Origin of the sequence: Kitasatospora sp. NPDC059599 (assembly GCF_042735125.1) — a bacterium.
Taxonomy (GTDB): Bacteria; Actinomycetota; Actinomycetes; order Streptomycetales; family Streptomycetaceae; genus Kitasatospora.
Window position 1 is genome coordinate 1 of record NZ_JBHWCL010000086.1, and the last position, 23,630, is coordinate 23,630.

A 23,630-nucleotide genomic window follows, 5' to 3' on the forward strand; every position below is an offset into this window, starting at 1 on the left:
ACGCGGCCGCCCGTCGGCCGCGTCCGGGGGCGGTCACGTTCCGCCGGCCCGTCAGTGCCGGTCCGTGATCTGATGATTCGTCAATTCTTTTGTGGTGAAAGCCTCGTGATGCCGTCGGGCGCCGGCTCGCCGGTCAGCCGGCGGTAGGCCGGCACCTCGGCCAGCAGGCTGCGGTGCGTTCCCAGCAGGGGCTGCGCTCCGTCCAGGAACAGGACCCGGTCCGCGCGGCGGGCCGGGCCGATCCGGTGCGTGATGGTGACGACCGTGCCGGGCCGGTCGCGGAAGGCCCGGTCCACCCGGAGTTCCGCGGCCGCGTCGAGGTGGCGGGTCGCCTCGTCGAGGATGACGAGCCGTGCGTCGCAGAGGTGGGCGCGGGCCAGGGCGATCAGCTGCCGTTCGCCGGCCGACAGGGCGGCCGGGGTGACGTGCCCGCCCGGTCCGCCGAGCCGTTCCACCAGGGACCGCGCGCCGACGGCGTCCGCGGCCGTCAGGACGGCGGCTGTCGAGGCGTGCGGGGCCAGCCACCGGAGGTTCTCCGCGACCGTCCCGGTGAAGACGTACGGGTCCTGGGGGAGCAGGACCCGGGCGCGGGCGAGGTCCGGTCCGGTCAGCCGGGCGGGCGCGATCCCGCCGAGCAGTACCCGGCCGCGGTCCGGGGCCACCACGCCGGCCAGGATGTCGGCGAGCGTGGACTTCCCGATGCCCGACGGACCGACGACGGCGAGGTGTTCGCCGTCGTGCACCGCGAGGTCGAAGCCGTCGAGGACCGGGTCCGCGGCGGCGCCGTAGGCGAAGGAGACACCGGTCAGTTCGACCGAACCGTCGGCTGGGCGGGCGGCCGCGTCGTCGGGGTGGTCGACGGGCGTCGCCGTCCCGGCCTCGGCGGGCTCCGGGGCGCCGTCGTCGGGGTGGCCGACGTCAGGGTGGCCGCCGGCGGGGTGACGGTCGGTGGTGGGGCCGTCGTCGGGGTGGCCGCCGGCGGTGGCGAGGCGGTCGGCGGCCACCGCCAGCCGGAGCCAGGAGGCGCCCGCGCCCTGCACCAGCAGCCGCAGGGCGGGTTCCAGGGTGCCCGTCAGATATGCCAGCACGCCGACCACGGCGCCGGGCGTCATCCCCCGGCCGACCAGGGCGGGGGCGGCCAGGACGACCAGCAGCAGGGGGAGGTGCGCGCCCGCGGACACGATCAGCCGCCGCGCGCCGGCGAGCCGGGCGAGGGACCGCCCGGCCGCCTCGTTCGCCGCGACGGTGGCCAGCACCTCGCGCTCGGCCTCGTCCCGGGCGCCGCACGCGACCAGGTCGCGCAGGGCCTGCAGGGCGTCGGCGCAGGACCGCGCCAGTTCCTCCTCGGCCGCGAAGGCCTCCCGCTGGCGGCGGACGGTGGCCGGTGCGAGGGCCGCGAACGCGAGGAGCGACAGCAGCAGCGGGCCGGCGATCAGCAGGGCGGCGGCCGGGGCGAGGGCCGCGCTGCCGGCCACGACGGCGACGGCGGTCAACGCGAAGTGGGACACCACCAGCAGCTGTCCCGCGACGGTGTCGCGGACCGCCTCGACCTGACGGGTGAGCCGGGCGACCGCGACCGCGCCCGAACCGTCGGTCCGGCCGGGGGTGGCGGCGGCGCCGTGGAGCATGCCGGTCACCACCCGGCCCAGCAGCCGGTCGCGCATCGGCTCGACGACTTCGGCCAGCCACGGGTACGTCTGCCGGGACGCCCAGGCGCCGGCCACCGAGACCACGGCGAACAGGGCGAGCCAGCCCGCCGCCTGGGCGGGCCGGCCGGCGAGGAAACCGCGGTCGACGGCCAGGGCCAGCGCCTTGCCGGACACCAGGGCGGGCGCCGCGGAGAGCAGTGACCAGGCGAGGAGCCGGAGCACCGCAGGCCGGCTGTGGGCGAGTGCCGAGCGCAGCAGCCGCAGGCCCGCCCGGCCCGGTCGGTCCGCCCCGCCCGGCGGACGGGGCCGGTCCGGCGGGCGTGCCCGGTCCGGTGGATGCGGCCGGTCCGGCCGGTCCGTGCGGGAGGGAGACATCGCAGCCGCCTTTCACGGGTGAGGACCGGCGGGTGACGGCCCCCACGGGTGGACGGGGCCGGGCCGGGCGGGGCCGGGTGGGGTCAGTCCTGCGGTCCGCCCCCGAACAGGGCCCGGTAGGCGGGGACGGCGCAGAGTTCCTCGTGGGTGGCCAGCGCGCGGACGCGGCCCTCGCAGAGCCAGGCCACCGTGTCGGCGTGGGCGGCCACCGCGGCGCGTCGGGTGACCACCAGCCGGGTGCGATGGCCGGCCTCTTCGCGCAGGGCGTGCAGCACCCGGTTCTCGGTGGCCGCGTCCAGGGAGGAGGTCGCGTCGTCCAGGACGAGCAGCCGGGCGTCGCGGGCCAGCGCCCGGGCGATGCCGAGCCGTTGGCGTTCCCCGCCGGAGAACGGGGCCCGGTCCATCGGGGTGCGGTAGCCGTCGGGGAGGCGGCGGACGAACTCGTCGGCCCGCGCCGCCCGGGCGGCGCGGTGGACGCGGTCGTCCGGGCCGGGGGCCAGGCCCAGGCCGATGGCGTCGAGGACCGTCCGGCCGGGCAGGGCCGGATCGGCGAAGGCGCAGGCGACGGCGGTGCGCAGCTCCTCCGGGCGGACCGCGCCGAGCGGGACGCCGTCGAGCAGCACCGCCCCCTTGTCCGGGTCGAGCAGGCCGGCGGCGACGGCGGCGAGCGCCGAGGTGGCGGCGTCGTCGGCGCCGACCACGGCGGTCCACGTCCCGCCGGGGACCGTCAGGTCGAGCCGGTCGAGCACGGGGCCGCCGGGCCCGCCGACGACCACCCCGCGCAGGTCCAGGCTCCCGGCGCCGGGGAGGGCGGGCGGGAGCGGACGGGTGCCGACGGGCCGCTCCGGTGCGTCGAGCAGCTCGGTGAGCCGGGCGGTTCCCGCGCGGGCCCGGGAGACGTCGAGCAGGCTCTGGGCGGCGCCGAAGCCGCCGAGGCCGATGCCGGTGTAGCCGAGCACGGCCAGCAGCCCGCCGACGGACAGCGTGTGGGCGGCCACCGCCGCGCCGGCGGCAGCCAGGACGGCGAGCTGGGTCGCCGGGGCGAGCAGGGCGGAGCACCAGGCGATCCGGCGCTGGCTGTCCCAGAGTTCCCGGCCGTGCCGGGACAGTGCGGGGACGGGCCGCAGCACGCGGGCGGCCTCGCGGTCCACGGCGCGGGCGGCGGCGATGCTGCGGCTGCCGGAGACGGCGTCGAGCAGCCGGGTCGCGATGTCGGCCTGGGCCTGCTGGTAGTCCTCGCCGAGCCGGGTGGTGCGGCGCAGTTGGCGCCGGATCGCCGCGTAGCCGAGCGGGGCGGTGCCGAGGAAGGCGAGCGCGGCGGTCGGTGCGAGGACGGCCAGGGCGACGAGGGCCGCGGCGGCCATGGCGAGTTGGGCCGCGGAGTAGACCACGGCGGGAGCGGCGAGGGCGGCCTGCGGGGCGCTCGCGGTCAGTCGCGCCGCGACGTCCCCGACCGGGAGGCGGTGCGCTCCGAGCGGGCTGCCGGCCAGTACCCCGTGGACCGCCCGTTCGCGCAGTCGCGCGGTGGCGTCGGTGGAGATCCCGGGGCCGGCGTACTGGCCGACGGCCTCGGAGCCGGCCAGCAGGGCGAGGGTGCCGGCCAGCGGCAGGACGCCCCGGGTGCCGGCGCCGGCCAGGGCGGCGTCGACGGCGCGGGCGAGGACGGCCGGGAGGGCGAGGGCGGCGCCCGTGCTGGTGGTGACGGCGAGGGCCATGACGGCTGCCCGGCCGCGGGTGAGGCCGAGTACCTGCCGCAGCCCGAGTGGTTGCCGCCGTCCTCGCCGGGGAGGGGCGGGCTCGGCCGGGGGCCCGCTCGGCGGGGCGGTCGACGGGTCGGTTCGCGGCACGGTCGACGGGGCGGCGGTCGGCGCGGGTGTCGGCGCGGGCGCCGGGCGGGCGGGGTCCGTGCGCAGTGCCGCGGACGGGGAGGGTTCGGTCGGCACGGGTGACCTCCGGACGGGTGCCTCGCCCGGAGCGGGTGCCGGGACCGGGCCTGGAACGGGAACCGGGCCCCGGCCGTGGGACCGGGGCCCGGCGTCGTCCTCGGCCGGCCGGCCCCGGACCCACGGGGACGGCCGGCCTCGGACACCGGCCGCGGGGCGTGCCCGCGGCCGGTGGTCGCTCAGAGGCAGAGCAGGGTGCTGACCGTGCTGTTGGTGCAGTTGACGGCGCTCAGCGAGCTGAGGACCGAGCGGTACTCGACGGTCTCCTCGACGGTCTCCAGGGCCTGCAGGTTCAGGATCGACATGGTGAACTCCCATCAGGTTGTGGTGCCGTGCTTCCGGCAGTAGCCGGAACTCGTGGGCGGCGGGTGTCGCCGCGGGGGTGGGCAGCCGGCCGGTGGTCGCGCTCGGCGTGCCGGGGGTGGGACGGTCCGGGGCGGGTGCGCACGCGCGCGGCGTGGCGGGCCGGCCGGATCGCCGGGGTGGTCGGTTCGGCCGGGCCGCGGGTGCGGTCAGGCGCGGTTCTCGCGGGGCCCGTCCGGGGCCGCCGGCGAGGGCCAGAACGGCATCGCGGGCGTGTCCGCGAACACCGCTCCGAGTGCGGTCAGCACGCCGGCGCTGCCGGTGGCCAGGTCCATCGAGAGGCGCAGCAACTGCTCGCCGGGGAAGGCGAGGTGGCCCTGGTAGGGGATGGCGTGCCAGGCGAGCCGCCGGACGTGGCGGCGGATCGCGTCCGGGTGCGCGGTGTCCCCGTCCCGGGCCTGGCGGAGCAGGGCGATCAGACCGGCCCGTCCGTTGAACAGGCCCGACTGGACGATGAATTCGGGCTCGGCGGCGCCGCGGATCTGCTCCAGCCGTTCGGTGAGCGCGGCGTCCGGGCGGTGCCGCAGGTACTCGTGGAGGACGGCGGCGATGCCGGCGCTGCCGGACTCCAGGTAGGGCAGCACCCGGGTTCCGTCGTCGACCTGGAGGGTGCCGTCCTCGGCGAGGACGCAGCGGTCCAGGTCGCGGTCGAGGGCCCGCCGGGCGAGGTCGAGCAGCCCGGTGTCACCGGTGTCCTCGTAGAGGCGCAGCAGGAGCAGGGCGGCTCCGGTGGGGCCGTGCATCAGCCCGGTGCGGGCCCCGGCCGGGGCGCCGGTGTCGTCCGGCAGGTGGAGGCCGAGTTTGAGCACGGTGCGCCGGGCGGCGTCCACGGCGGCGTCGAACATGGCCTTGTCGCCGGTGGTGCGGGCGAAGTGGTGCAGGGTCAGGCCGACGCCGGCCAGTCCGCCGGCCAGGTCGGTGCCCAGGCCGTCGGGGTCGTCCTTGCCGAGCCGTTCCAGCAGGTCCAGTGCCTCGGTGCGGCGGCCGAGCAGGTCGAGGACGTAGGCGACGCCGTGGCCGCCGAGGAACAGGCCGGACCGGCAGGGTTCGCGGTTCACCGCCTCGGTGAGCCAGCGGACGTGGTCGGGGTCGATCTCGGCGCCGGTGGTGTGCAGGGCCCAGAGCACGCCGGCCGCGCCGTAGGACAGGCCGAGTCCGTCGTGGGTGAACTGGCCGGGGTCTCCGGGGAAGAGCCGGTCGGTGCGGTCCGGGGTGGCGGTGGCCGTGATGGCGGCGGTGAGCTCCCGGCGCAGGCGTGGCCAACTGGCGGGCTCGCCGTCCAGCAGGTCCTCGAAGGAGCGGTACGGCGTGCCGGCGGTGCCCGAGGCCGAGGGGGCCGGCGGGTCGGGCAGCAGTTGCGGGGACAGCCCGAACCGCTGCCGGGCGGCCCGGACGAGCGAGCCCGCCTTGCCGGGGCTGAGGACGGTCAGCGGCATCAGCGGCAGGAAGAGCCACAGCCGGATGGCGGCCAGTGCGTGGTCGTCGACGGCGAATCCGGTCAGTCCGGGCGGGGCGGCGAATCCGGCCGCGCCGAGTGCGGGCCTGAGGAACTCGTCGACGGGGGAGGCGAGTTCGAAGTCGACGAAGGTGACGCCGCCGTCCGGCCGGACGATCAGGTTGCGCGGGTGGAGGTCGCCGAACACGATGCCGCGGTCGTGGATCGCGCGCAGGCCCTCGGTGATGCCGTCGAGGATGCGCAGCGCCTTGGTGCGGTAGTCGTCGACGGCCGCGGTGTCGGTGTGCGGGTGGACCAGCGGGTAGTTCAACCCGAACCAGCGGTGCAGCGGTTCGCCCTCGACGTACTCCTGGACCAGGAAGTGGTGTTCCCAGGAGGTGAGGTACCCGAGGGCCTGCGGGACGGCGTCGAGGCCGCGCAGGTGCTGCAGGACCTCGTGTTCCCGGCCGAGGCGCCGGACGGCGTCCTCGCCGCGCTGGTCCAGGCCGGCGTAGGGCCGGGCCTCCTTCAGCACGACCTGGGGTCCGCCGCCCTCGGGGCGGCCGAGGTAGATGCCGCCGCCGTTGGAGAAGTGCAGGGCCCGTTCCACCGTGTAGGGGAAGTCGCCCGGGCCGGTCCGCGCCGGGTCGGCCAGGGCCGGGGCGAGGACGGCGGGCACCGGTGCCCACTCGGGGACCTCGAAGACGGCGCGGCGGACGTCGGGGCGCAGCGCGCCGGAGGGCTCGCGGAAGGCGAGGACCAGTTCGCCGGTCTCGGTGCGGCAGAACTGTTCGACGAACCCGCCGTAGCGCAGGTAGAGCGGTCCCTCGCGCCAGCGGAGGTCGCTGAGGATGTACGGTCCGGGGTCGCCGTCGAGGGCGGCGTCGAGGTCGGTGAGACATCGCTCCAGCGCGTCGTCGCCGACCGGGTAGAGCGTCATGAACTTGCCGCTGGAGCCGCGCGGGGCGTACTTGGCGTTCTGCGTCTGGACCAGCGCCGGGCTGCGCAGGAACTTGAACGGGACGCGGTGCTCGAAGCAGTGGGCCCGTACGAGGTCCAGGATCCGCGGGGCGTTGTCCATGCGCGCCGAGACGTGGATCTTCCAGCCCTGTTCGGGCAGCCGGAGGTCGACGGGTTGGAAGCCCACCCACACCTCGCGGGTGTTGCGCGTCCAGCCGGACGGCGCCGGCTCGACGGCGGCGGGGAACTCGTCGAGGGTGGCCCAGCGGACCGGAGAGTCGTAGAAGAGCGGATCGGCGTAGGAGTACGCCTCGTAGCGCATGTCCATCGGAATCCTCCAGGGGGCGTCGAGCAGCGTCGACCGCACGCCGTCGTCCGGGCGTACGGCACCACTGGGCCGGGGGAGAAACCTGGGAGAGGGGGATCGCAGCTGTGGAGGCCTCGGGTGGGAGACCGGGGCGGCTGGTGAGCGGCCCGGGGAGAGTCTGCGGTCAGCGCTCCGGCGGACGCCAGTAGATCCAGGATGTTTGGCTGAATATCCCATCGGGATATTGGTCGGGACGATTGGCATGGGCCCCCACCAGCGGTGATCGCTCCGGGTGCAGGGGCGACTGCGTCCCGTGGTGGGATCGCGCGGGGCCGCGCGACGTGATCGCAGGTCGCACGGCCCGGCCGGCGCACGGCCGCGCCGGGCCGGCCGCCGGTCCGCCGGACCGGTCCGGCCGGCACCCGCGGTGCGATCTTCACCCGGACGGTGCGGTCGGTTCGGCGGCGTACGACCGCTCCGGATTTCCGGTCATGGCCGGATCCCTCCCGGCGCGCTCGCGGCGCAACCGTCGGCGCGTCCGGTCCGCCCGACGGCGCGCGCGGGGGGACGGCCCGTCCCGTGCGACCGGGGTACGAACGGATCGTCCACCACCCACGGCGGGCCGGGGGGTGACGGCGCGGATCCGGTCCGGGGGGCGTGCCCGCCGCCCGGACCGGACGCCGGCCCCCGTGGGCCGGGACTTCACCCGCCCCTGGTGGGCCGGGACCTCACTCGCCCTCGGTGAACGCCTCCCGCAGCCGGGCCTCCTCCTCCTCGGAGAGGTTCGTCTCCAGGAGTTCGGCGTGCAGGCCCCCGAACGCGGACCGGACGGCGTCGAGCACGGCGTCCGTGCTGAGGACGAACAGCGCGGAGGTGCCGGGCGTCACCTTCTCCCGCAGCCGCTTGACGAAGTCCTCGTCGAGTCCCAGGTGCGCGAGGTGGCCCCCCAGGGCGCCGCCGGCCGCACCCACCGCTGCGCCGAGGACCGGCACGAAGAAGACCAGCCCGAGCAGGAAGCCCCAGAAGGCGCCGCCCAGCGCCCCCATGCCGGTCATGTCACTCAGGTGGCGGGTCCTGGGCTTCTTGGCGCCGTCCGGCCAGGCGACCACGGCGCCGTCCTGGACCTTGATCAGCTCCTGGCGCTGCAGCTTCTTCAGGGTGTCGAGGGCCTCGTCGGCCCCGGTCGCGGTGGGGAAGCGCCATACCGTCAGGGTCGCCATCACGGCCTCCGATCGCAGGGGAATGCACGGCAGCCCCATCGTCGGCCCGGACCCCGGGCCCCGCCACACACCGGCTCCGGTGGAGCGACCCCGGGCCGCCGAGGGGCCGTTCCACCGGACAGCCGTCGCGCACCTCCGCGCCCGGGCCGTCGCACGGCCGGCCCGGCGGACCCGGAAGGACGCCGCCGGATTGCCGCGGTCACCCGCGTGCCACAGCGTGGCACGTAGCACTCTCCGGGAGAGGACGTGGTAGGGCGATGTCGGATCGACGGACGGCCAAGCGCATCGCGAAGTTCGTCAAGCCGTTGCGGGTGGAACCGGGATCGCGGGTGGACCTCGCGGAGGACTTCGACCCCCGGTACAAAGCGGGCATGAAGAAGCGCGACGGTGTCGAACTGCTGCGCACCGGCGTCTCGCTGCTGTCGGAGTACCAGGCGCGGCTGGCCGCCCAGGACACCTACGGGGTGCTGCTCTGCCTCCAGGCGCTCGACGCCGGCGGCAAGGACGGGACGATCCGGCACGTCATGAGCGGGGTCAACCCGCAGGGCGTCCACGTGAGCGGCTTCAAGGTGCCGTCCGCGGAGGAGCTCGACCACGACTACCTGTGGCGGTACGCGCAGCGGCTCCCCTCGCGCGGCGAGATCGGGATCTTCAACCGCTCGCACTACGAGGAGGTCCTGGTGGTCCGGGTCCACCCGGAGAACCTGGACCGGCAGAAGCTCCCCGCGGAGGCGAAGGGCCACAAGGTCTGGCACCGCCGCTACCGGGAGATCAACGACTGGGAGCGCTACCTCACCGACAACGGGATCAAGGTGGTGAAGGTCTTCCTGAACCTCTCCAAGGAGGCGCAGCGCACCCGGTTCCTGAAGCGGATCGACCTGCCGGAGAAGAACTGGAAGTTCTCCGCGGCCGACATCCGCGAGCGCGAGCGGTGGGACGACTACCAGGAGGCGTTCTCCGACATGCTGTCGGCGACGAGCACGCCGTGGGCGCCTTGGTACGTGGTGCCGGCCGACCGGAAGTGGTTCGCGCGGATCTGTGCGGCGGCGGTGCTCGCGCACACCCTGATCGGGATCGATCCGCAGTACCCCGAGGTCGACGACGCGGTCCGGAAGGACCTCCTCGCCGCCAAGCGCCGCCTGGAGCGGGAGGCCCCCAGGGGAGCCGCGCGCGACCCCTACGCGGCGAAGCACCGGACCGACTGACGCACCGCGGGCCCCCGGACCGCACCGGCGAGTCCCGCCGGCGCCTTCCCGGACCCCACCGGCCCGTTCCCGGACGTTGAGTTCCCGGACGTTGAGGAGTGAAGATGTCGGAGCAGGCCGACCTGCCGGGACCGCAGGAGCCCCCTGACCCCTGGTACGCGCGTTCTCCCCGGGAGGTCGCGGCCGCGCTCGGGGTGGACCCGGCGACCGGGCTCAGCTCGGCCCGGGCGGCCGAACTGCTCGCCGCGCACGGGCCGAACGCGCTGCCGGAGGAGAAGGCGAGGCCGGACTGGCTGCGCTTCCTCGACCAGTACCGCAGCTACATGCAGATCATCCTGGTGGCCGCGGCGGTGGTGTCGCTGGCGATCAAGGAGTGGACCACCGCGGTCCTGCTGATCGTCCTGACCCTCTTCAATGCGGTGATCGGCCTGCGCCAGGAGGGCAAGGCAGAGAGCGCGATGAACGCGCTCAGGTCGATGATGAAGACCACCGCACGGGTGCGGCGGGACGGCACGGAGGCGGAGATCCCGGCCGAACAGCTGGTCGTGGGCGACGTGGTGCTCGTCCGGGCGGGCGACGAGGTCCCGGCGGACGGGCGGATCGTCGAGGCCAGCGCGCTGCAGATCGACGAGTCGGCGCTGACCGGCGAGAGCGTCCCCGCCGCCAAGGACGTCGCCACCCTGCCGGCCGGGCCGCTGTCCCCGGGCGACCAGACCGACATGGCGTTCATGGACACCCCGGTCACCCACGGCAGCGGACTGCTCGTCATCACCGGGACGGGCGCCGGGACCGAACTGGGCAAGATCTCCGGGATGCTGTCGGCGACCGAGAAGGAGCAGTCGCCGCTCACCAAGGAGCTCGACACGCTGACGCTGTGGATCGCGTCGGCGGCCGGTCTGACCATGGTGGTGATGTTCGTGCTGGGCCGCAGCCGCGACCAGGCCTGGGACGCCCTCTTCGTCAGCGCGGTCTCGCTGGCCATCGCGGCCATCCCCGAGGCGCTGCCGACGGTCAGCCAGGTGATCCTGTCCGTCGGCAGCCTCAACCTGGCCAAACGGAACGCGATCGTGAAGGAACTGCCGTCCGTCGAGACGCTCGGCTTCACCTCGGCCATCAACTCGGACAAGACCGGCACCCTGACGATGAACCAGATGACGGTCGTGGAGGTGCTGAGCCCCACCGACCGCTACACCGTCTCGGGCACCGGCTACCGGCTCGACGGGCGGATCCACCACGCCGTGGGCTCCGCCGCGAGCATCGAGGAGGCCGTCCTGCCCTACCTGGTCGCCAACGACGCCAAGCTGGTCGACGGCGAGGTCGTCGGCGACCCGACCGAGGGCGCCCTGCTCGTCCTCGGCCACAAGGCCGGGCTGGACATCGAGGCCACCCGGGAGCGCTTCCCCCGGCTCGCCACCCTGCCGTTCGACCCCACCTACAAGCTGATGGCCACGTTCAACGAGGCGAAGGACGCCGACGGCCGGCCGGTGGTGCGGTGCTTCGTGAAGGGCGCGGCCCCCGCGGTGACGTCCCGCGCCGGCGCCGCCGTCGCGGACGGCGCGGTCGTCCCCTGGGACGCGGACCTCAGCGGGCGCGCCCAAGCGCAGGCCGAGCGGATGGGCGGCGAAGGACTGCGGGTGATGGCCGGGGCCGTCCGCGACCTCGACCCGGCGGAGTTCGACCCGGACGGCGACCTGCTGGCGCTCGTGCGGGACCTGCGGGTGACCAGCCTGGTGGGCATGGTCGACCCGCCGCGGGAGGAGTCCCGGGCCGCGGTCGCCAGCGCGCAGGCCGCCCACATCCGGGTCCGGATGGTGACCGGCGACGACGTCACCACCGGTGCGGCCATCGCCCGGCAGCTCGGCATCGACGGCGAGGCCGTCCTCGGCGCCGACTTCGCCGCCCTGCCGGAGCACGAGCGGCTGGCCCGGATCGACGGCATCGGCGTGGTCGGCCGGGTCGCCCCCGAGCACAAGGTGCTGCTCGCCGACACGCTGAAGAAGAAGGGCGACGTGGTCGCGATGACCGGCGACGGCGTCAACGACGCCCCGGCCATCAAGGCCGCCGACATCGGCATCGCGATGGGCAGCGGCACCGACGCGGCGAAGAACGCCAGTCGCATGGTCCTCGCCGACGACAACTTCGCCACCATCGTCTACGCCGTGGAGGAGGGCCGGAAGCTCTACGACAACCTCACCAAGTACATCCGGTTCGTCCTGGTGCTGCTGGTGACGTTCGTGCTGACGTTCCTCGGGGCGGCGCTCCTGAACATCGCCGCCGGTGAGCCGTTCACCCCGGCACAGGTCCTGTGGGTGCACTTCGTGGTCAACGCCCCGTTCGGCTTCGCCCTGGGGTTCGACCGGGAGAGCCCCGGCCTGATGCGGCGCACCCCGCGCCCGCGCGGGGAGACGGTGCTGACCAAGCCCGTCATGGTCACCGTCGGGCTCGCCGGGCTGGTCGTCACGGTCGCCCTGCTCGGGCTGACCAAGCTCGGCGAGGCGCACTACCACAGCGCGGCCGTCGGCAACTCGATCGCGTTCACCGCCTTCGCGCTCTGTCTGATCGTGGCGGCCTTCGAATGCCGCAGCGAGCGCGGCACGGCGCTGACCGTCCGGACCTTCGACAGCAAGCAGATGAACCGGGCGGCCCTGGGCGAGTTCGTCCTCGCGGTGCTGGTCACCCAGATGGACGCGTTCCACCGCCTCCTCGGCACCACCGACATCAGCGCCCGGCAGTTCGGCTGGGCCGTGCTGGCCGCCGTCGCGCTCCTGCTGCTGTGGGAGCTGGGCAAGGCCCTGGCCCGCCGGTCGCCGGCCGCCGACGGCGCCCCGGCGACCGCCGACCGTCCGTGACGGCGCTCCCGGATCCCCCGCCGGAGCCGGGCGCCGTCCGTGACAGCACCGACGGCCGGCACCGTTTCGTGCCGGCCCTGCCGGGGCTCGCGGTGCTGCGCGGCTACCGGCGGGACTGGCTGCGCGGCGACCTGCTGGCCGGCGCCACCGTGGTCGCCTACCTGGTGCCCCAGGTCATGGCGTACGGGAGCGTGGCGGGCCTGCCGCCGGTGACCGGACTGTGGGCCATCCTGCCCGCGATCGTCCTCTACGCCCTCGTCGGCTCGTCCCGCCTGCTGTCGGTCGGGCCCGAGTCGACCACGGCGCTGATGACCGCGACCGTGGTCGGGCCGCTGGCCGGCGGCGACACCGGCCTCTACGCGAGCCTGGCCGCGAGCCTGGCGGTGGTGGTCGGCGTGCTGTGCGTGCTCGCCTGGCTGGCCAGGCTGGGCTTCGTCGCCGATCTGCTCTCCCGGCCGGTGCTGATCGGCTACCTCGCGGGCGTGGCACTGATCATGATCGTGGACCAGCTGTCCAAGCTCACCGGGATCGACATCAAGGGGGAGGGCTTCTTCCCGCAGCTGGTGTCGTTCGCGTCGGACATCACCGAGGTGCACCTGCCGACGGTCGCCTTCAGCGTCGCGACCCTGCTCTTCCTCCTCCTGGTGGCCCGCTTCCTCCCGCGGCTGCCCGGCCCGCTGCTGGCCGTCGTGCTCGGCACCGCGGTCTCGGCGGCGTTCTCGCTCCAGGACCACGGCCTCGCGGTGATCGGCGACATCCCGGCCGGGCTGCCCCGCCCCGCGCTGCCGGACCTGAGCCGGCTCGACAAGCTGGTGCTGCCCGCACTGGGCATCCTGCTGGTCGGCTACACCGACTTCATCCTCACCGCCCGCGCCTTCGAGGACTCCGGGCAGGAACAGCGGCTGGACGCCAACCAGGAACTGCTGGGTCTCGGCACCGCCAACCTCGGCGCCGGCTTCTTCCAGGGCTTCCCGGTGAGCAGCAGCGCCAGCCGGACCGCCCTGGCCCAGTCGGCCGGCGGCCGGACCCAGGTGTACGCGCTCGCGGCCGGCGTCGGCGTCCTCGCCGTGCTGCTGTTCCTCAGCCCGCTGCTGCACGACACCCCGGACGCCGTGCTCGGCGCCCTGGTCGTGTTCGCGGCGCTGCGGATGATCGACCTCGCCGGCTTCCGCCGGCTGGCCTCCTTCCGGCGCCGCGAACTGCTGCTGGCGCTCGGCTGCACGATCGGCGTGCTGAGCCTGGACATCCTGTACGGCGTCCTGGTCGCGGTGGGGCTGTCGGTGATCGAGCTGCTCAGCCGGGTCGCGCGGCCGCACGACGCGGTGCTCGGGGTGGTGCCCGGCGTCGCCGGGATGCACGACGTCGACGACTACCCCGAGGCGCGGACCGTCCCCGGCCTGCTGGTCTACCGCTACGACTCCCCGCTGTTCTTCGCCAACGCGGAGGACCTCCGGCGCCGCGCGCTCGCCGCCCTGGCCGAACAGCCCGAGCCGGTCGGGTGGTTCGTCCTCAACACCGAGGCGAACGTCGAGGTGGACATCACCGCGCTGGACTCGCTCGACGCCCTGCGGCTCGAACTCGACGCCCGCGGCGTCGTGTTCGCCCTGGCCCGGGTCAAGCAGGACCTGCGCGACGAGCTCGACGCGTACGGCCTCAGCGAGTCCGTCGGCGCCGACCGCATCTTCCCCACCCTGCCGACAGCGGTGGCCGCGTACCGCGCCTGGGCGGGCGGCGAGGCGGGGCCGGAGGACGCGCCGTCCCGGTGACCGGCGGGACCACCGGTCCCGGGTGACCGGGCCGTCCGACCCTGGGCGCCGTCACGGCCCGATCCCATCCTGGAGGAGCCGCCGGACGGCCCCCCGGAGCCCGCCCGGCACGACGCCCCACGAGTCCCGGAGGACCCGCATGTTCTGCTACCAGTGCGAACAGACCGACCGCACCGGCACCACCCCCGGCTGCGCCGGCCCGATCGGCAACTGCGGCAAGGATTCCGCCACGTCGGACCTCCAGGACCTGCTGGTCCACGCGGTCGAGGGCATCGCCCAGTACGCCGCGAAGGCGCGCGCCCTCGGCACCCCGGACGACGACGCGTCGGCCTTCATCCGCTACGCGGTCTTCACCACGCTCACCAACGTCAACTTCAACCCGACCCGCTTCGCCGTCTTGATCCAGGAGGCCGTCGCCGTCCGCGACCGGGTCAGAGCCGGGTACGAGCGCGCCGCGCGCGCCGCCGGCCACGAGCCGCAGCCGCCGACCGGCCCCGCTGCCTGGACCCCCGGTGCGGACCCCGCCGAACTCGCCCGCCAGGCACAGGACTTCCGCGTGGACACCGGACTCGACCTGGTCGGACCGGACGTCGTCGGGCTCCGCTCGCTCCACCTGTACGCCCTGAAGGGCATCTGCGCCTACGCCCACCACGCCCACGTGCTCGGCCGGCACAGCGCCGAGGTCTCCGGCGGCGTGGAGGACGCCCTGGCCTACCTGGCCGGCGCACCGACCGACCCCGCCGAACTGCTGGAACGCGCCGTCGGCCTCGGCCGGCTGAACCTCGCGGCGATCGAACTGCTCGACGCCGCCAACACCGGCACCTTCGGCGCCCAGCAGCCCACCGCCGTCCGCACCACCCCGGTCGCCGGCAAGGCGATCCTGGTCAGCGGCCACGACCTGGGCGACCTGGAGGCACTGCTGGAGCAGACGAAGGACCAGGGCATCAACGTCTACACCCACGGCGAGATGCTCCCCGCGCACGCCTACCCCCTGCTCAAGGCGTACCCGCACCTGGCCGGCAACTACGGCGGCGCCTGGCAGGACCAGCAGCGGGAGTTCGCCGCTTTCCCCGGCCCGGTCCTGATGACCTCCAACTGCATCATCGAACCGCACGTCAGCTACCGCCGCCGGATCTTCACCGCCGGACCGGTCGGCTGGCCCGGCGTCCGCCACCTCACCGGCCACGACTTCGCCCCGCTGATCCAGGCCGCCAAGGCCCTGCCGGGTTTCCCGCAGACCCCGGCCGAGGAACGGTTCATCACCGTCGGCTTCGGCCGCGACGCCGTCCTCGCGGTTGCCGACCAGGTCGTCGACGCGGTCCGCCGGGGCGCGATCCGGCACTTCTTCCTGATCGGCGGCTGCGACGGCCCCACCCCGGGCCGCGACTACTACACCGAGTTCGCGCTCGGCGCGCCCCGGGACAGCGTGCTGCTCACCCTCGGCTGCGCCAAGTACCGCTTCAACGGGCACGAGTTCGGCGACATCGACGGCATCCCGCGGCTGCTGGACCTCGGGCAGTGCAACGACACCTACTCCGCCATCAGGATCGCGACGGCGCTGGCCGACGCCTTCGAGTGCGGGGTCAACGACCTGCCGCTGACCCTGGCGCTCGCCTGGACCGAGCAGAAGGCGGTCGCCGTGCTGCTCACCCTGCTCGCGCTCGGCATCCGCGACATCCACCTCGGCCCCTCGCTGCCCGGCTTCCTCACCCCCGCGCTGGTCGACGGCCTGGTCGAGCGCTTCGGCCTGAGGGTCACCGGCGACCCGACCGCCGACCTGGCCGCGGCGCTGGAGCGGACGGCGTCGTGAGCACCCCCGAAGCGGACCAGGTGCTCCTCACCACCGCCGACGGCGGACGCCTGGAGTTCCCGTGCGCCCGGGGCACCAGCGTGCTGGAGGCCGCGGCCGAGGCCGGCGCCACCCTGCCGGCCTCCTGCCGGCAGGGCACGTGCGGCTCGTGCCACGCCTCCGTCACCGACGGAGCGTACGAGCTGGGCGCGTACAGCGAGCAGGCCCTCCCGGCGGACGAACGCGCGCGCGGCGACGTGCTGCTGTGCCGCACCTTCCCGTGCGGGCCGCTGACCGCCACCCTGCCGTACGAGCAGTCCCGGATCCTCCACGGCGCAATCCCCGTCCGGACGGCCGTCGTCACGGCGCTCGAACCGGTCGCGCAGGACACCGTGCGGCTCGAACTGCGCCTCGACGGCGAGCCGGACTGCCAGTTCGACCCGGGCCAGTTCATGGAACTCCAGGCCCCGGACGACGAGGCGAAGCGGGCCTACTCGCTCGCCGGCACCGGCAACTGGGAGGGGCGGCTGGAGTTCTACGTCCGGCTCCGGGAGGGCGGGCGGTTCTCCTCGTACCTCGCCGACCGGGCCCGTCCTGGCGACCGGCTCACCGTGCACGGGCCGCAGGGCGCCTTCGGGCTGCGGGAGACCGGGCTGCGCCCGCGCTGGTTCGTGGCCGGCGGCACCGGCCTGGCCCCGCTGCTGGCGATGGTCCGCCGGATGGCCGAGTGGCAGGACCCGCAGCCGGCCCGGCTCTTCCTCGGTGTCAACGAACCGCAGGACGTCTTCGGGGTTCGCGAACTCGCCGCCGTGGCAGAGGAGTTGCCGGGATTCCGGTACGACGTCTGTGTCTGGAAACCGGCCCCCGGCTGGTCCGGCCCGACCGGCACCCCGGCGGACCTGTTCGCCGCCGCGCTGCCCGGACTCGGCGGCGTCGCCCCGGACGTGTACGTCTGCGGGCCGCCGCCCCTGGTCGACGCCGTCCTGCGGGCCGCGCTGCTCGGCGGCGTCCCCCCGGCGCAGGTGCACCGGGAGCGCTTCCTGGCCGGCTGAGACCGGCGCCGCCCCCGCCCCCCTCCTCCGTCACCGGGGCGGGGGCGGCGCCCTGCCGACGGCCGGGCGGCGGCCGCGCGGTTCGGCCACCCGCCACCCGTCGCGGGCGGTAGTGTCCTTGACGCACCGTCAGGCACGTTCCGTCCGTCGAGAGGAACTCCACCGTGGCCGACTCCCCGCAGGTCGACGTCGTGCGGCGCTTCTACGGTGCCAGGGGCGACCTGGAGGTGATCCGGTCGGTCGTCGCCGAGGACGCCCGGTGGGACGTGACGGAGGGCTTCCCCCGGGGCGGCGTGTACGAGGGGCTGGACCGCATCCTCGGTGACTTCTTCCCCTTCCTCGCCGACTTCCGCGAGTTCGGGTGCGTCGGTGACGCGTACTACGAGGACGGCGACCAGGTCATCGTGCTCGGCCGCTACGTCGGCCGGACGGCCGGAGGGGTGCCGGTGACCTCGCGGTTCGCCCACTTCTTCACCCTGCGGGACGGCCGGATCACCCAGCTGCGGCAGACCTCCGACACCCTGCCCATCGCCCGGGCACTGGAGGCGGGGGCGGGAGCCGGGGCCTGACCGTTCCCGGAGCGGCCGGGCCGCCGGCGTCCCGCGGGTCGGGAGTGCGGTCCGGGCGGGGTCAGAAGGCGGAGTGGGCGAACCAGTGGGTCAGGAGCTCGTCGTCCCCGGAGACCTCGACCCCGTCGGCGGTGCGGTCGATCCGCCCGTAGAGCAGGAACAGCAGGTCGGCGGCGGTGGCCCGGACGGTGGCGTCGGCGGTGGCGCCGGCGCCGTCCGGGTCGAGGCCGAAGCCGTCGGGGCGCAGCCGGACCAGCCAGTCGCCCTCGCCGTCGGTGCGGCCGAAGCGGATCGTCCGGTCCGCGCCGCGCAGTTCGGCGGTCCCGGGCGCGAAGAGGGCGGCGAAGGGCAGGTTGGTCAGGAACTCGGCCACGCCGTCGGCGGCCAGGGCCGGGTCGACGACCGGCGTCAGGCCGAGCGCGAGTTCGGCGTCGACCCGGTGGACCAGGGTCTCGAACAGCATCCGGCGCACCCAGAACCGGGCGTGCTGGTCGGCGCCCCAGGCCCACATCGGCGCGTCGAGGTCGGTGAACGCGTAGGCGGCCAGCTCGGCGGACTCGGCCAGCCAGGCCGGGTAGTCCTCCGGCCGCTCGGGCAGCCACAGGTCGACGTCGCGGCTGCGCGGCGGCTCCTGGATCCGCTGCCGCAGCAGCACGGTGAACCAGCGCTGCACGCTGCCGGCGTGGCGGACCAGGTCGGCGAGGGTCCAGCCGGGGCAGCCGGGCACCGGGAGCGACGGGTCGGCCTGCTGCACGGCGGCGACGAAGCGGGCGGTCTCGGCGGCAACGGCCGTGCCGTGGTCGTGGGGGGTCATGAAGGTGCTCTCCGGGGATGCGGGCCGCGCGGCGCCTCGGGACGGCGGGTGCGCCCGATGGTTCATCGCATGAAACAACGGTGGCGACGCTAGGCCTGAAAGGTTGAGCTTGTCAAGCATCGGGTGCGTCGAGCGCCGCCAGCAGCTCCGGCCCCGACCACCGCCGCGCCCCGCCCGGACCCGCCCGCTCTGCCTCGCGGACCAGCGCCGCCAGCCGGGCGTTGGCCGGCGCCGGCAGACCGTGCCGGGCGGCGAGCGCGATCACCTCGCCCTGCAGCGCGTCGACCTCCGTCGGACGCCCCCGCTCCAGGTCCTCCCACATGGACGAGCGGGCCCGGGCGTCGATCCGCAGGGCGGCGGCCGCCACCCGCCGGAACAGCACGTCGGGCAGCCCCAGCACCCGGGGCATCCAGCGCGGCGGCAGCGGACCCAGCCGGGCGGGCGCGATGCCCGCCGCCCGGAAGGCCGCGAGCGCCTCCCGCTGGCACCGGGCCAGACAGGCACGGTACGCCCGGGCGCCGAGCTCCTCGCGCAGCGGCCGTCCGGACAGGGCGTTCACCGCGTTGTTCAGGTTCATCAGCAGCTTCGCGGCCTGCACGCCGGGCATGTCCGGGTGCAGCGCCAGCGCGAGCCCGCCGGCCCGGGCCGCCGCCGCGAACCGGCGCGCCTGCGGGGCGTCCTCGACCAGGAGCGCACCGCCGCTGCCCTGGTGGACGGCGGCCGGGCCGCTGCGCACGACGTTGTACGGGACCATCCCGGCGAGCACCCGGTGGGCCGGCAGCCCGGCCCGCAGCTCCTCGGGGTTGTGCAGGCCGTTCTGGAAGCTGATCACGACCGCGCCGGGCGCCAGCCGGCCCGCCAGCTCGCGCCCGGCCGCCCGGGTGTCGGCAGACTTGACGGTCACCAGCACGTAGTCCGCCGACGCCGCCGCGGCCGCGCCGGTGGCGACGGTCAGCCCGCGCACCTCCCGCCGGGCACGGCCCGGACCGCTCAGGGTCAGCCCGTCCCGTTCGACGGCGGCCATCGGTGCCGGCCGGCCGATCAGCGTGACGTCCGCCGCGGCGGCCAGCATGCCCCCGAGGTGGCAGCCGATGCTGCCGGCGCCGAAGACCGCGATCCGCGGTGCCCTGTTCACTGGTGACGTCCTTCCGGCGGCCGGCTGGTGCGGCTCGTGGCGGGTGGGTGTGGTCGGCGGGTGCGGGTGCGGGTGCGGGTGGCCCGGTGGCGTGGGGCCGGGGTGGGGCCGGGGTGGGGCCGGGTGGGGCCGAGTCGGTCCGGGTGGGCCGGGTCAGCCGGCCAGGTCCGGGTCGGTCGCGCCGATCTGCTCGAAGAGCGGCTGCGCCTGGAACCAGCCGGCCAGTCCGCTGCCGACCTGTCCGCGGGTGATCAGCGCCGTCTCCCGGTCGATGTGCTTCGGGGTGCCGGCCGCCATGGCGAGCAGCTGGGCCTGGCAGGAGCGCTCCATCGTGACGAACCACCAGACCGCCTCGGCGACCGACCCGCCGACCGTCAGCAGCCCGTGGTTCTGCAGGATCACCGCCTTGTGCGCGCCGAGCGCGGCCGCGATCCGCTTGCCCTCGTCGACCTCGTTCACCACGCCGCGGTAGTCGCTGTACAGCCCGTGGTCCTCGAAGAACGCGCAGGCGTCCTGGGTGAGCGGGTCGAGCCTGATGCCGAGGCTGGAGAAGGCCTTCCCGTGCAGCGAGTGCGCGTGGGCGGCCGCGATCGCGTCGGGGCGGGCCGCGTGCACCTGGGAGTGGATCACGAACGCGGCCCGGTTCACCGGCCGGCTGCCGTGCAGCAGGGTGCCCTCGTGGTCGACCAGGAGCAGGTCCGAGGCCTTGATCATGCCGAAGGGCATCCCGAACGGGTTCACCCAGAACCGGTCGGGGTGCTCCGGGTCGCGCACGGTGATGTGCCCGGCGACCCCTTCGGAGAAGCCGAACCGACCGAACAGCCGGAATCCGGCGGCCAGTTGCTCCTTGCGGTACTGGCGTTCGGCGGCCACCGACTCGAAGCTCGGCGGCAGTGGCAGGGTGACTCCGGCGGGCAGCGGTCCGACGGCGGCGGCGAGCGCGGCGGGCAGCGGGGTGCCCGCGCCGGAAGGTGGTGGGGTGCTCATGGCCCCAGAAGATACAATGCTGTATCCGATACGACAATGGATCCGATCCGCGTGCGGATCCGGGCGACACGCGTGCGGATCCGAGGGATCCGATGGATCCGACCGAGCAGGGTGAACCGAGTGAACCGAGTGGACCGGGATGCCGCCGATGCCCAAGGGTGAGACCAAGCGACGACCGCGCACCCGTGCGGCACTGCTCCAGGCCGCACTGGAGACCTTCGCCGAACACGGGTTCCGCGCCGCCACCATCGAGCAGATCTGCGAGCGGGCCGGCTACACCCGGGGCGCGTTCTACTCCAACTTCAGCAGCAAGGAGGAGCTGTTCCTCGGGCTGTTCGACGCGCACAGCGACCGGATCCTCGCGCGGATGACCGAACTGGTCGACTCGATCGCCACCGAGGACCTCACCGTGCACGCGCTGGTCGAGGTCCTCTGCGAGGTCGAACCGGCCGAACGCGACTGGTACCTGGTCACCACCGAGTTCACCCTGCACGCCATCCGTGACCCGCAGGCCGCCTGGGTGCTCGCCCGGCACGACGCCCGGCTGCGCGCCCAGCTCGCCCGCGCCCTCACCGACCACCTGGCCCGGGCCGGCCGCACCCTCACCGCGGACCCCGACGAGGTCGCCCGGTTGCTGATCGCGATCCGCGAGGGCGGCCTGGCCCAGAGCTACGTGGAACCCGAGCAGCTGCCGCCGGGCAGGCTCGAACGGCGTTTCCTGGAGCCCCTGTTGACGGCGCTGACCACGGACACCCGGGTGCCCTGAGGCGCGGCAGCGCCCCGGTCGGGACGCCGGCTCAGGACCGCGCGGCCGGGCGGCGCCCCCAGGCGGTGATCAGGCCGGGGGAGAGGTCGGCGAGCTCGGGGGAGGACAGGTAGGCGAGGGCCCGGTCGAGTTCCCCGGGCGCGAGGCCGCCGTCGGCCTCCAGGGCGTCGCGCATGCTGAGCCAGGTCTCGCGCCAGAAGGCGGTGACGGGAGCGCCGGGGGTCAGCGGCGGCACGTGGACCTCGGCGCCGACCTCCCGCAGGCCCAGCCCCCGCAGCAGGTGCGGATAGCGGGTTACCCAGCCGGTGTCGGTGCCGATCCGCCGGTGCAGCGCCTGCCACATGGCGGCCATGGTCCGCCGGTAGACGGCCTGCGGCGAGTCCGCCGTGGTCAGGTCGACGGCGTCGCCGACGACCAGCCAGCCGCCGGGCGTCACCCAGTCGGCCAGGCGCGCCAGCACCTGCGCGTGCCCGGGCAGGTGCATCAGCACGAACCGGCAGTGCACCAGGTCGAACCGGCCGGGTGCCAGCGCCGGATCGGTGATGTCCGCGGCCGTGGTGCGCAGCCGGTCGACCGGGCGGGCGTCCACGAAGCGCGGGTCCCGGTCCAGGGCCAGCACCTCGTCGGCACCGGCCTCCTCGGCCAGCCAGCGGCTGATCGTCCCGGTGCCGGCGCCCACGTCCAGGCAGCGCCACCCCGGGCCGACGCCCAGGGCGGTCAGCCGGGCCCGGGTCACCGCGTCGTAGGCCAGGGCGCCGTAGTCGATGCGTTCCCCCTCGCCGCTCCTGTCGGGGGCGAAGAGCCCGGTGCCGTAGTGACCGTCGTCCGGGGCGGGCTGCGGGCCGGAATGCGGGCCGGAATGCGGGGCGGGCTGAGGGCCGGGCTGAGGGCCGGGCGCGGCAGCCGGATCCACGGGGGGTTCCTGCACGGGGGCTCCTCACCGGGGGAGGGGACGGGAGCGGGGCGGCCCGTCGCCCGCCCCCTTCGCTCGGAAGGCGGTCGACGACCAGTCACCCGTCCCACCCCCGGAGACCGTCAACCGTTCGACGCCGGGAACCGACCCGAACGGCCGTGTCGGTCCGGCTGCTGCGGCTCCCGGCCCCGGTGGGCGGCGATCAGCTCGGCGTAGTGCAGCCCGCTGCTCTTCACGGTGCGCCGCTGGGTCGGGTAGTCGACGTGGACCAGGCCGAACCGCTTGTCGTAGCCGTACGCCCACTCGAAGTTGTCCAGCAGGGACCAGGCGAAGTACCCCGCCGGTCCCGCTCCCCGGGCGGCGGCCCGGGCGCAGGCCGCCAGGTGCTCCCGGAGGTAGTCGCCGCGCTCGGGGTCGTCCACGCTGCCGTCGGGCGCGACGGTGTCGGGGTAGGCGGAGCCGTTCTCGGTGACGAAGATCCGCCGCACACCATAGTCGTGGGTCAGCCGCAGCAGCAGCTGTTCGAGGCCCGGCGCGTGGACCTCCCAGGGCATGGCGGTGTGGCGCCGGTTCGGGCCGGGCAGCTGGCGGAACCGGGGGGCCGGGCCGCCCGGGTCGTCGGCGACGATCTGCCGGAAGTAGTAGTTGAGGCCGAGCCAGTCGAGCGGCGCGGCGATCAGCTCCAGGTCGCCCGCGCGTTCGGGCAGGTCGACGCCGTACTCGGCCCGCATGTCGGCCGGGTAGCCGCGGCCGAGGACGGGGTCGAGCCACCAGCGGTTGACGTGGCCGTCGGCCCGGGCGGCGGCGGCCCGGTCGGCCGGCGAACCGCTCGCGGGCTCGATCGGGCTGAGGTTGTTGACGATGCCGATCCGCGCGCCGGGCACGGTGGCCCGCAGCGCCCGCACGGCCAGGCCGTGGCCGAGGTGGAGGTGGAAGGAGGCCCGGACCGCCGCGGTGAGGTCGGTGACACCGGGTGCCATCGTGCCGTCGAGGTGCCCGATCCAGGCGGAGCACAGGGGCTCGTTGAGGGTGGCCCAGTGGGTGACCCGGTCACCGAGCCGTTCGCCGACCACGGCCGCGTAGTCGGCGAAGCGTTCGGCGGTGCAGCGGGCGGGCCAGCCGCCGCGGTCCTGCTGGGCCTGCGGGAGGTCCCAGTGGTAGAGCGTCGGGAAGGGCACGATGCCGGCGTCGAGGAGGCCGTCGACGAGCCGGTCGTAGAAGTCCAGGCCCGCCGGGTTGACCCGGCCGTCGGCCAGCGGCACCACCCGCGGCCAGGCGACGGAGAACCGGTAGGCGTCCAGCCCGAGGGAGCGCATCAGGGCGATGTCCTCGGGCCAGCGGTGGTAGTGGTCGCAGGCGGTGTCGCCGGTGTCGCCGCCGGCGATCCGGCCGGGGGTGTGCGAGAAGGTGTCCCAGATGGACGGCGCGCGGCCGTCGGCGTTCGCCGCGCCCTCGATCTGGTAGGCGGCGGTGGCGGCCCCGAACAGGAAGTCGGCGGGCAGGGCGCTGAGGTCGGTCATGGGACGGCCTTTC

At 75.0% G+C, this 23,630-nt stretch carries 17 protein-coding genes; 7 read left to right on the forward strand and 10 right to left on the reverse strand.

Annotated elements, in window-relative coordinates; translation table 11 throughout:
• Positions 1-80: 80 nt before the first annotated feature.
• The 5 genes from ACFV04_RS26630 to ACFV04_RS26650 form a co-directional block, all read right to left on the reverse strand.
• Positions 81-1,871, reverse strand: coding sequence for an ATP-binding cassette domain-containing protein (locus tag ACFV04_RS26630; protein ID WP_380532940.1), 1,791 nt, complete (start codon positions 1,869-1,871; stop codon positions 81-83).
• Between the two features lie 236 nt (positions 1,872-2,107).
• Entirely contained in the window at positions 2,108-3,739 is a 1,632-nt protein-coding gene (locus tag ACFV04_RS26635; protein ID WP_380532943.1) for an ATP-binding cassette domain-containing protein, read from the reverse strand.
• Positions 3,740-4,146: 407 nt separating this feature from the next.
• Positions 4,147-4,272, reverse strand: a complete 126-nt coding sequence (locus ACFV04_RS26640) for a SapB/AmfS family lanthipeptide (protein WP_350522840.1) — start codon at positions 4,270-4,272, stop codon at positions 4,147-4,149.
• A gap of 207 nt (positions 4,273-4,479) precedes the next feature.
• On the reverse strand, positions 4,480-7,053 hold the full coding sequence (gene lanKC / locus ACFV04_RS26645) for a class III lanthionine synthetase LanKC (protein WP_380532946.1): 2,574 nt from the start codon (positions 7,051-7,053) through the stop codon (positions 4,480-4,482).
• 707 nt (positions 7,054-7,760) lie between these two features.
• A complete protein-coding gene (locus ACFV04_RS26650; RefSeq protein WP_360265775.1) occupies positions 7,761-8,252 on the reverse strand; it encodes a DUF1269 domain-containing protein in 492 nt (163 codons plus the stop codon).
• Between the two features lie 257 nt (positions 8,253-8,509).
• On the opposite strand from ACFV04_RS26650, the gene ACFV04_RS26655 reads away from it, so the two are divergent.
• The 6 genes from ACFV04_RS26655 (at position 8,510) to ACFV04_RS26680 (ending at position 17,482) form a co-directional block, all read left to right on the forward strand.
• A complete protein-coding gene (locus tag ACFV04_RS26655; protein ID WP_380335519.1) occupies positions 8,510-9,457 on the forward strand; it encodes a polyphosphate kinase 2 family protein in 948 nt (315 codons plus the stop codon).
• Positions 9,458-9,561: 104 nt separating this feature from the next.
• On the forward strand, positions 9,562-12,306 hold the full coding sequence (locus tag ACFV04_RS26660; RefSeq protein WP_380532950.1) for a cation-translocating P-type ATPase: 2,745 nt from the start codon (positions 9,562-9,564) through the stop codon (positions 12,304-12,306).
• A 68-nt stretch (positions 12,307-12,374) separates the two neighbouring features.
• Positions 12,375-14,072 (forward strand): SulP family inorganic anion transporter, encoded by a 1,698-nt coding sequence (locus tag ACFV04_RS26665; RefSeq protein WP_380532998.1) that lies wholly within the window; start codon positions 12,375-12,377, stop codon positions 14,070-14,072.
• A gap of 139 nt (positions 14,073-14,211) precedes the next feature.
• Positions 14,212-15,882 carry a hydroxylamine reductase gene (hcp, locus tag ACFV04_RS26670; RefSeq protein WP_380532953.1) on the forward strand — a complete coding sequence of 557 codons (1,671 nt, stop codon included), beginning with the start codon at positions 14,212-14,214 and terminating at the stop codon, positions 15,880-15,882.
• Positions 15,879-16,913: a 2Fe-2S iron-sulfur cluster-binding protein gene (locus ACFV04_RS26675; RefSeq protein WP_380532955.1), complete on the forward strand. Its 1,035-nt coding sequence runs from the start codon at positions 15,879-15,881 to the stop codon at positions 16,911-16,913. The genes hcp and ACFV04_RS26675 overlap by 4 nt, the downstream gene beginning before the upstream one ends.
• 164 nt (positions 16,914-17,077) lie before the next feature.
• Entirely contained in the window at positions 17,078-17,482 is a 405-nt protein-coding gene (locus tag ACFV04_RS26680) for a nuclear transport factor 2 family protein (RefSeq protein WP_380532958.1), read from the forward strand.
• Between the two features lie 61 nt (positions 17,483-17,543).
• On the opposite strand, the gene ACFV04_RS26685 is transcribed toward ACFV04_RS26680, so the two are convergent.
• From ACFV04_RS26685 to ACFV04_RS26695, 3 genes are all read right to left on the reverse strand, one after another.
• Entirely contained in the window at positions 17,544-18,296 is a 753-nt protein-coding gene (locus tag ACFV04_RS26685; protein WP_380532961.1) for a maleylpyruvate isomerase family mycothiol-dependent enzyme, read from the reverse strand.
• Positions 18,297-18,408: 112 nt separating this feature from the next.
• Positions 18,409-19,368 carry a 2-dehydropantoate 2-reductase gene (locus ACFV04_RS26690; protein WP_380533001.1) on the reverse strand — a complete coding sequence of 320 codons (960 nt, stop codon included), beginning with the start codon at positions 19,366-19,368 and terminating at the stop codon, positions 18,409-18,411.
• Positions 19,369-19,584: 216 nt separating this feature from the next.
• The gene (locus ACFV04_RS26695) at positions 19,585-20,418 is read right to left on the reverse strand and encodes a class II aldolase/adducin family protein (protein WP_380532963.1); all 834 of its coding nucleotides are present in this window, start codon (positions 20,416-20,418) and stop codon (positions 19,585-19,587) included.
• A 148-nt stretch (positions 20,419-20,566) separates the two neighbouring features.
• On the opposite strand from ACFV04_RS26695, the gene ACFV04_RS26700 reads away from it, so the two are divergent.
• Positions 20,567-21,184 carry a TetR/AcrR family transcriptional regulator gene (locus ACFV04_RS26700; RefSeq protein ID WP_380532966.1) on the forward strand — a complete coding sequence of 206 codons (618 nt, stop codon included), beginning with the start codon at positions 20,567-20,569 and terminating at the stop codon, positions 21,182-21,184.
• 31 nt (positions 21,185-21,215) lie between these two features.
• Here ACFV04_RS26700 and ACFV04_RS26705 read toward each other — a convergent pair whose 3' ends face one another.
• On the reverse strand, positions 21,216-22,112 hold the full coding sequence (locus ACFV04_RS26705) for a class I SAM-dependent methyltransferase (RefSeq protein WP_380335495.1): 897 nt from the start codon (positions 22,110-22,112) through the stop codon (positions 21,216-21,218).
• A 107-nt stretch (positions 22,113-22,219) separates the two neighbouring features.
• Positions 22,220-23,617 (reverse strand): GH1 family beta-glucosidase, encoded by a 1,398-nt coding sequence (locus ACFV04_RS26710; protein ID WP_380335492.1) that lies wholly within the window; start codon positions 23,615-23,617, stop codon positions 22,220-22,222.
• Positions 23,618-23,630 lie beyond the last annotated feature (13 nt).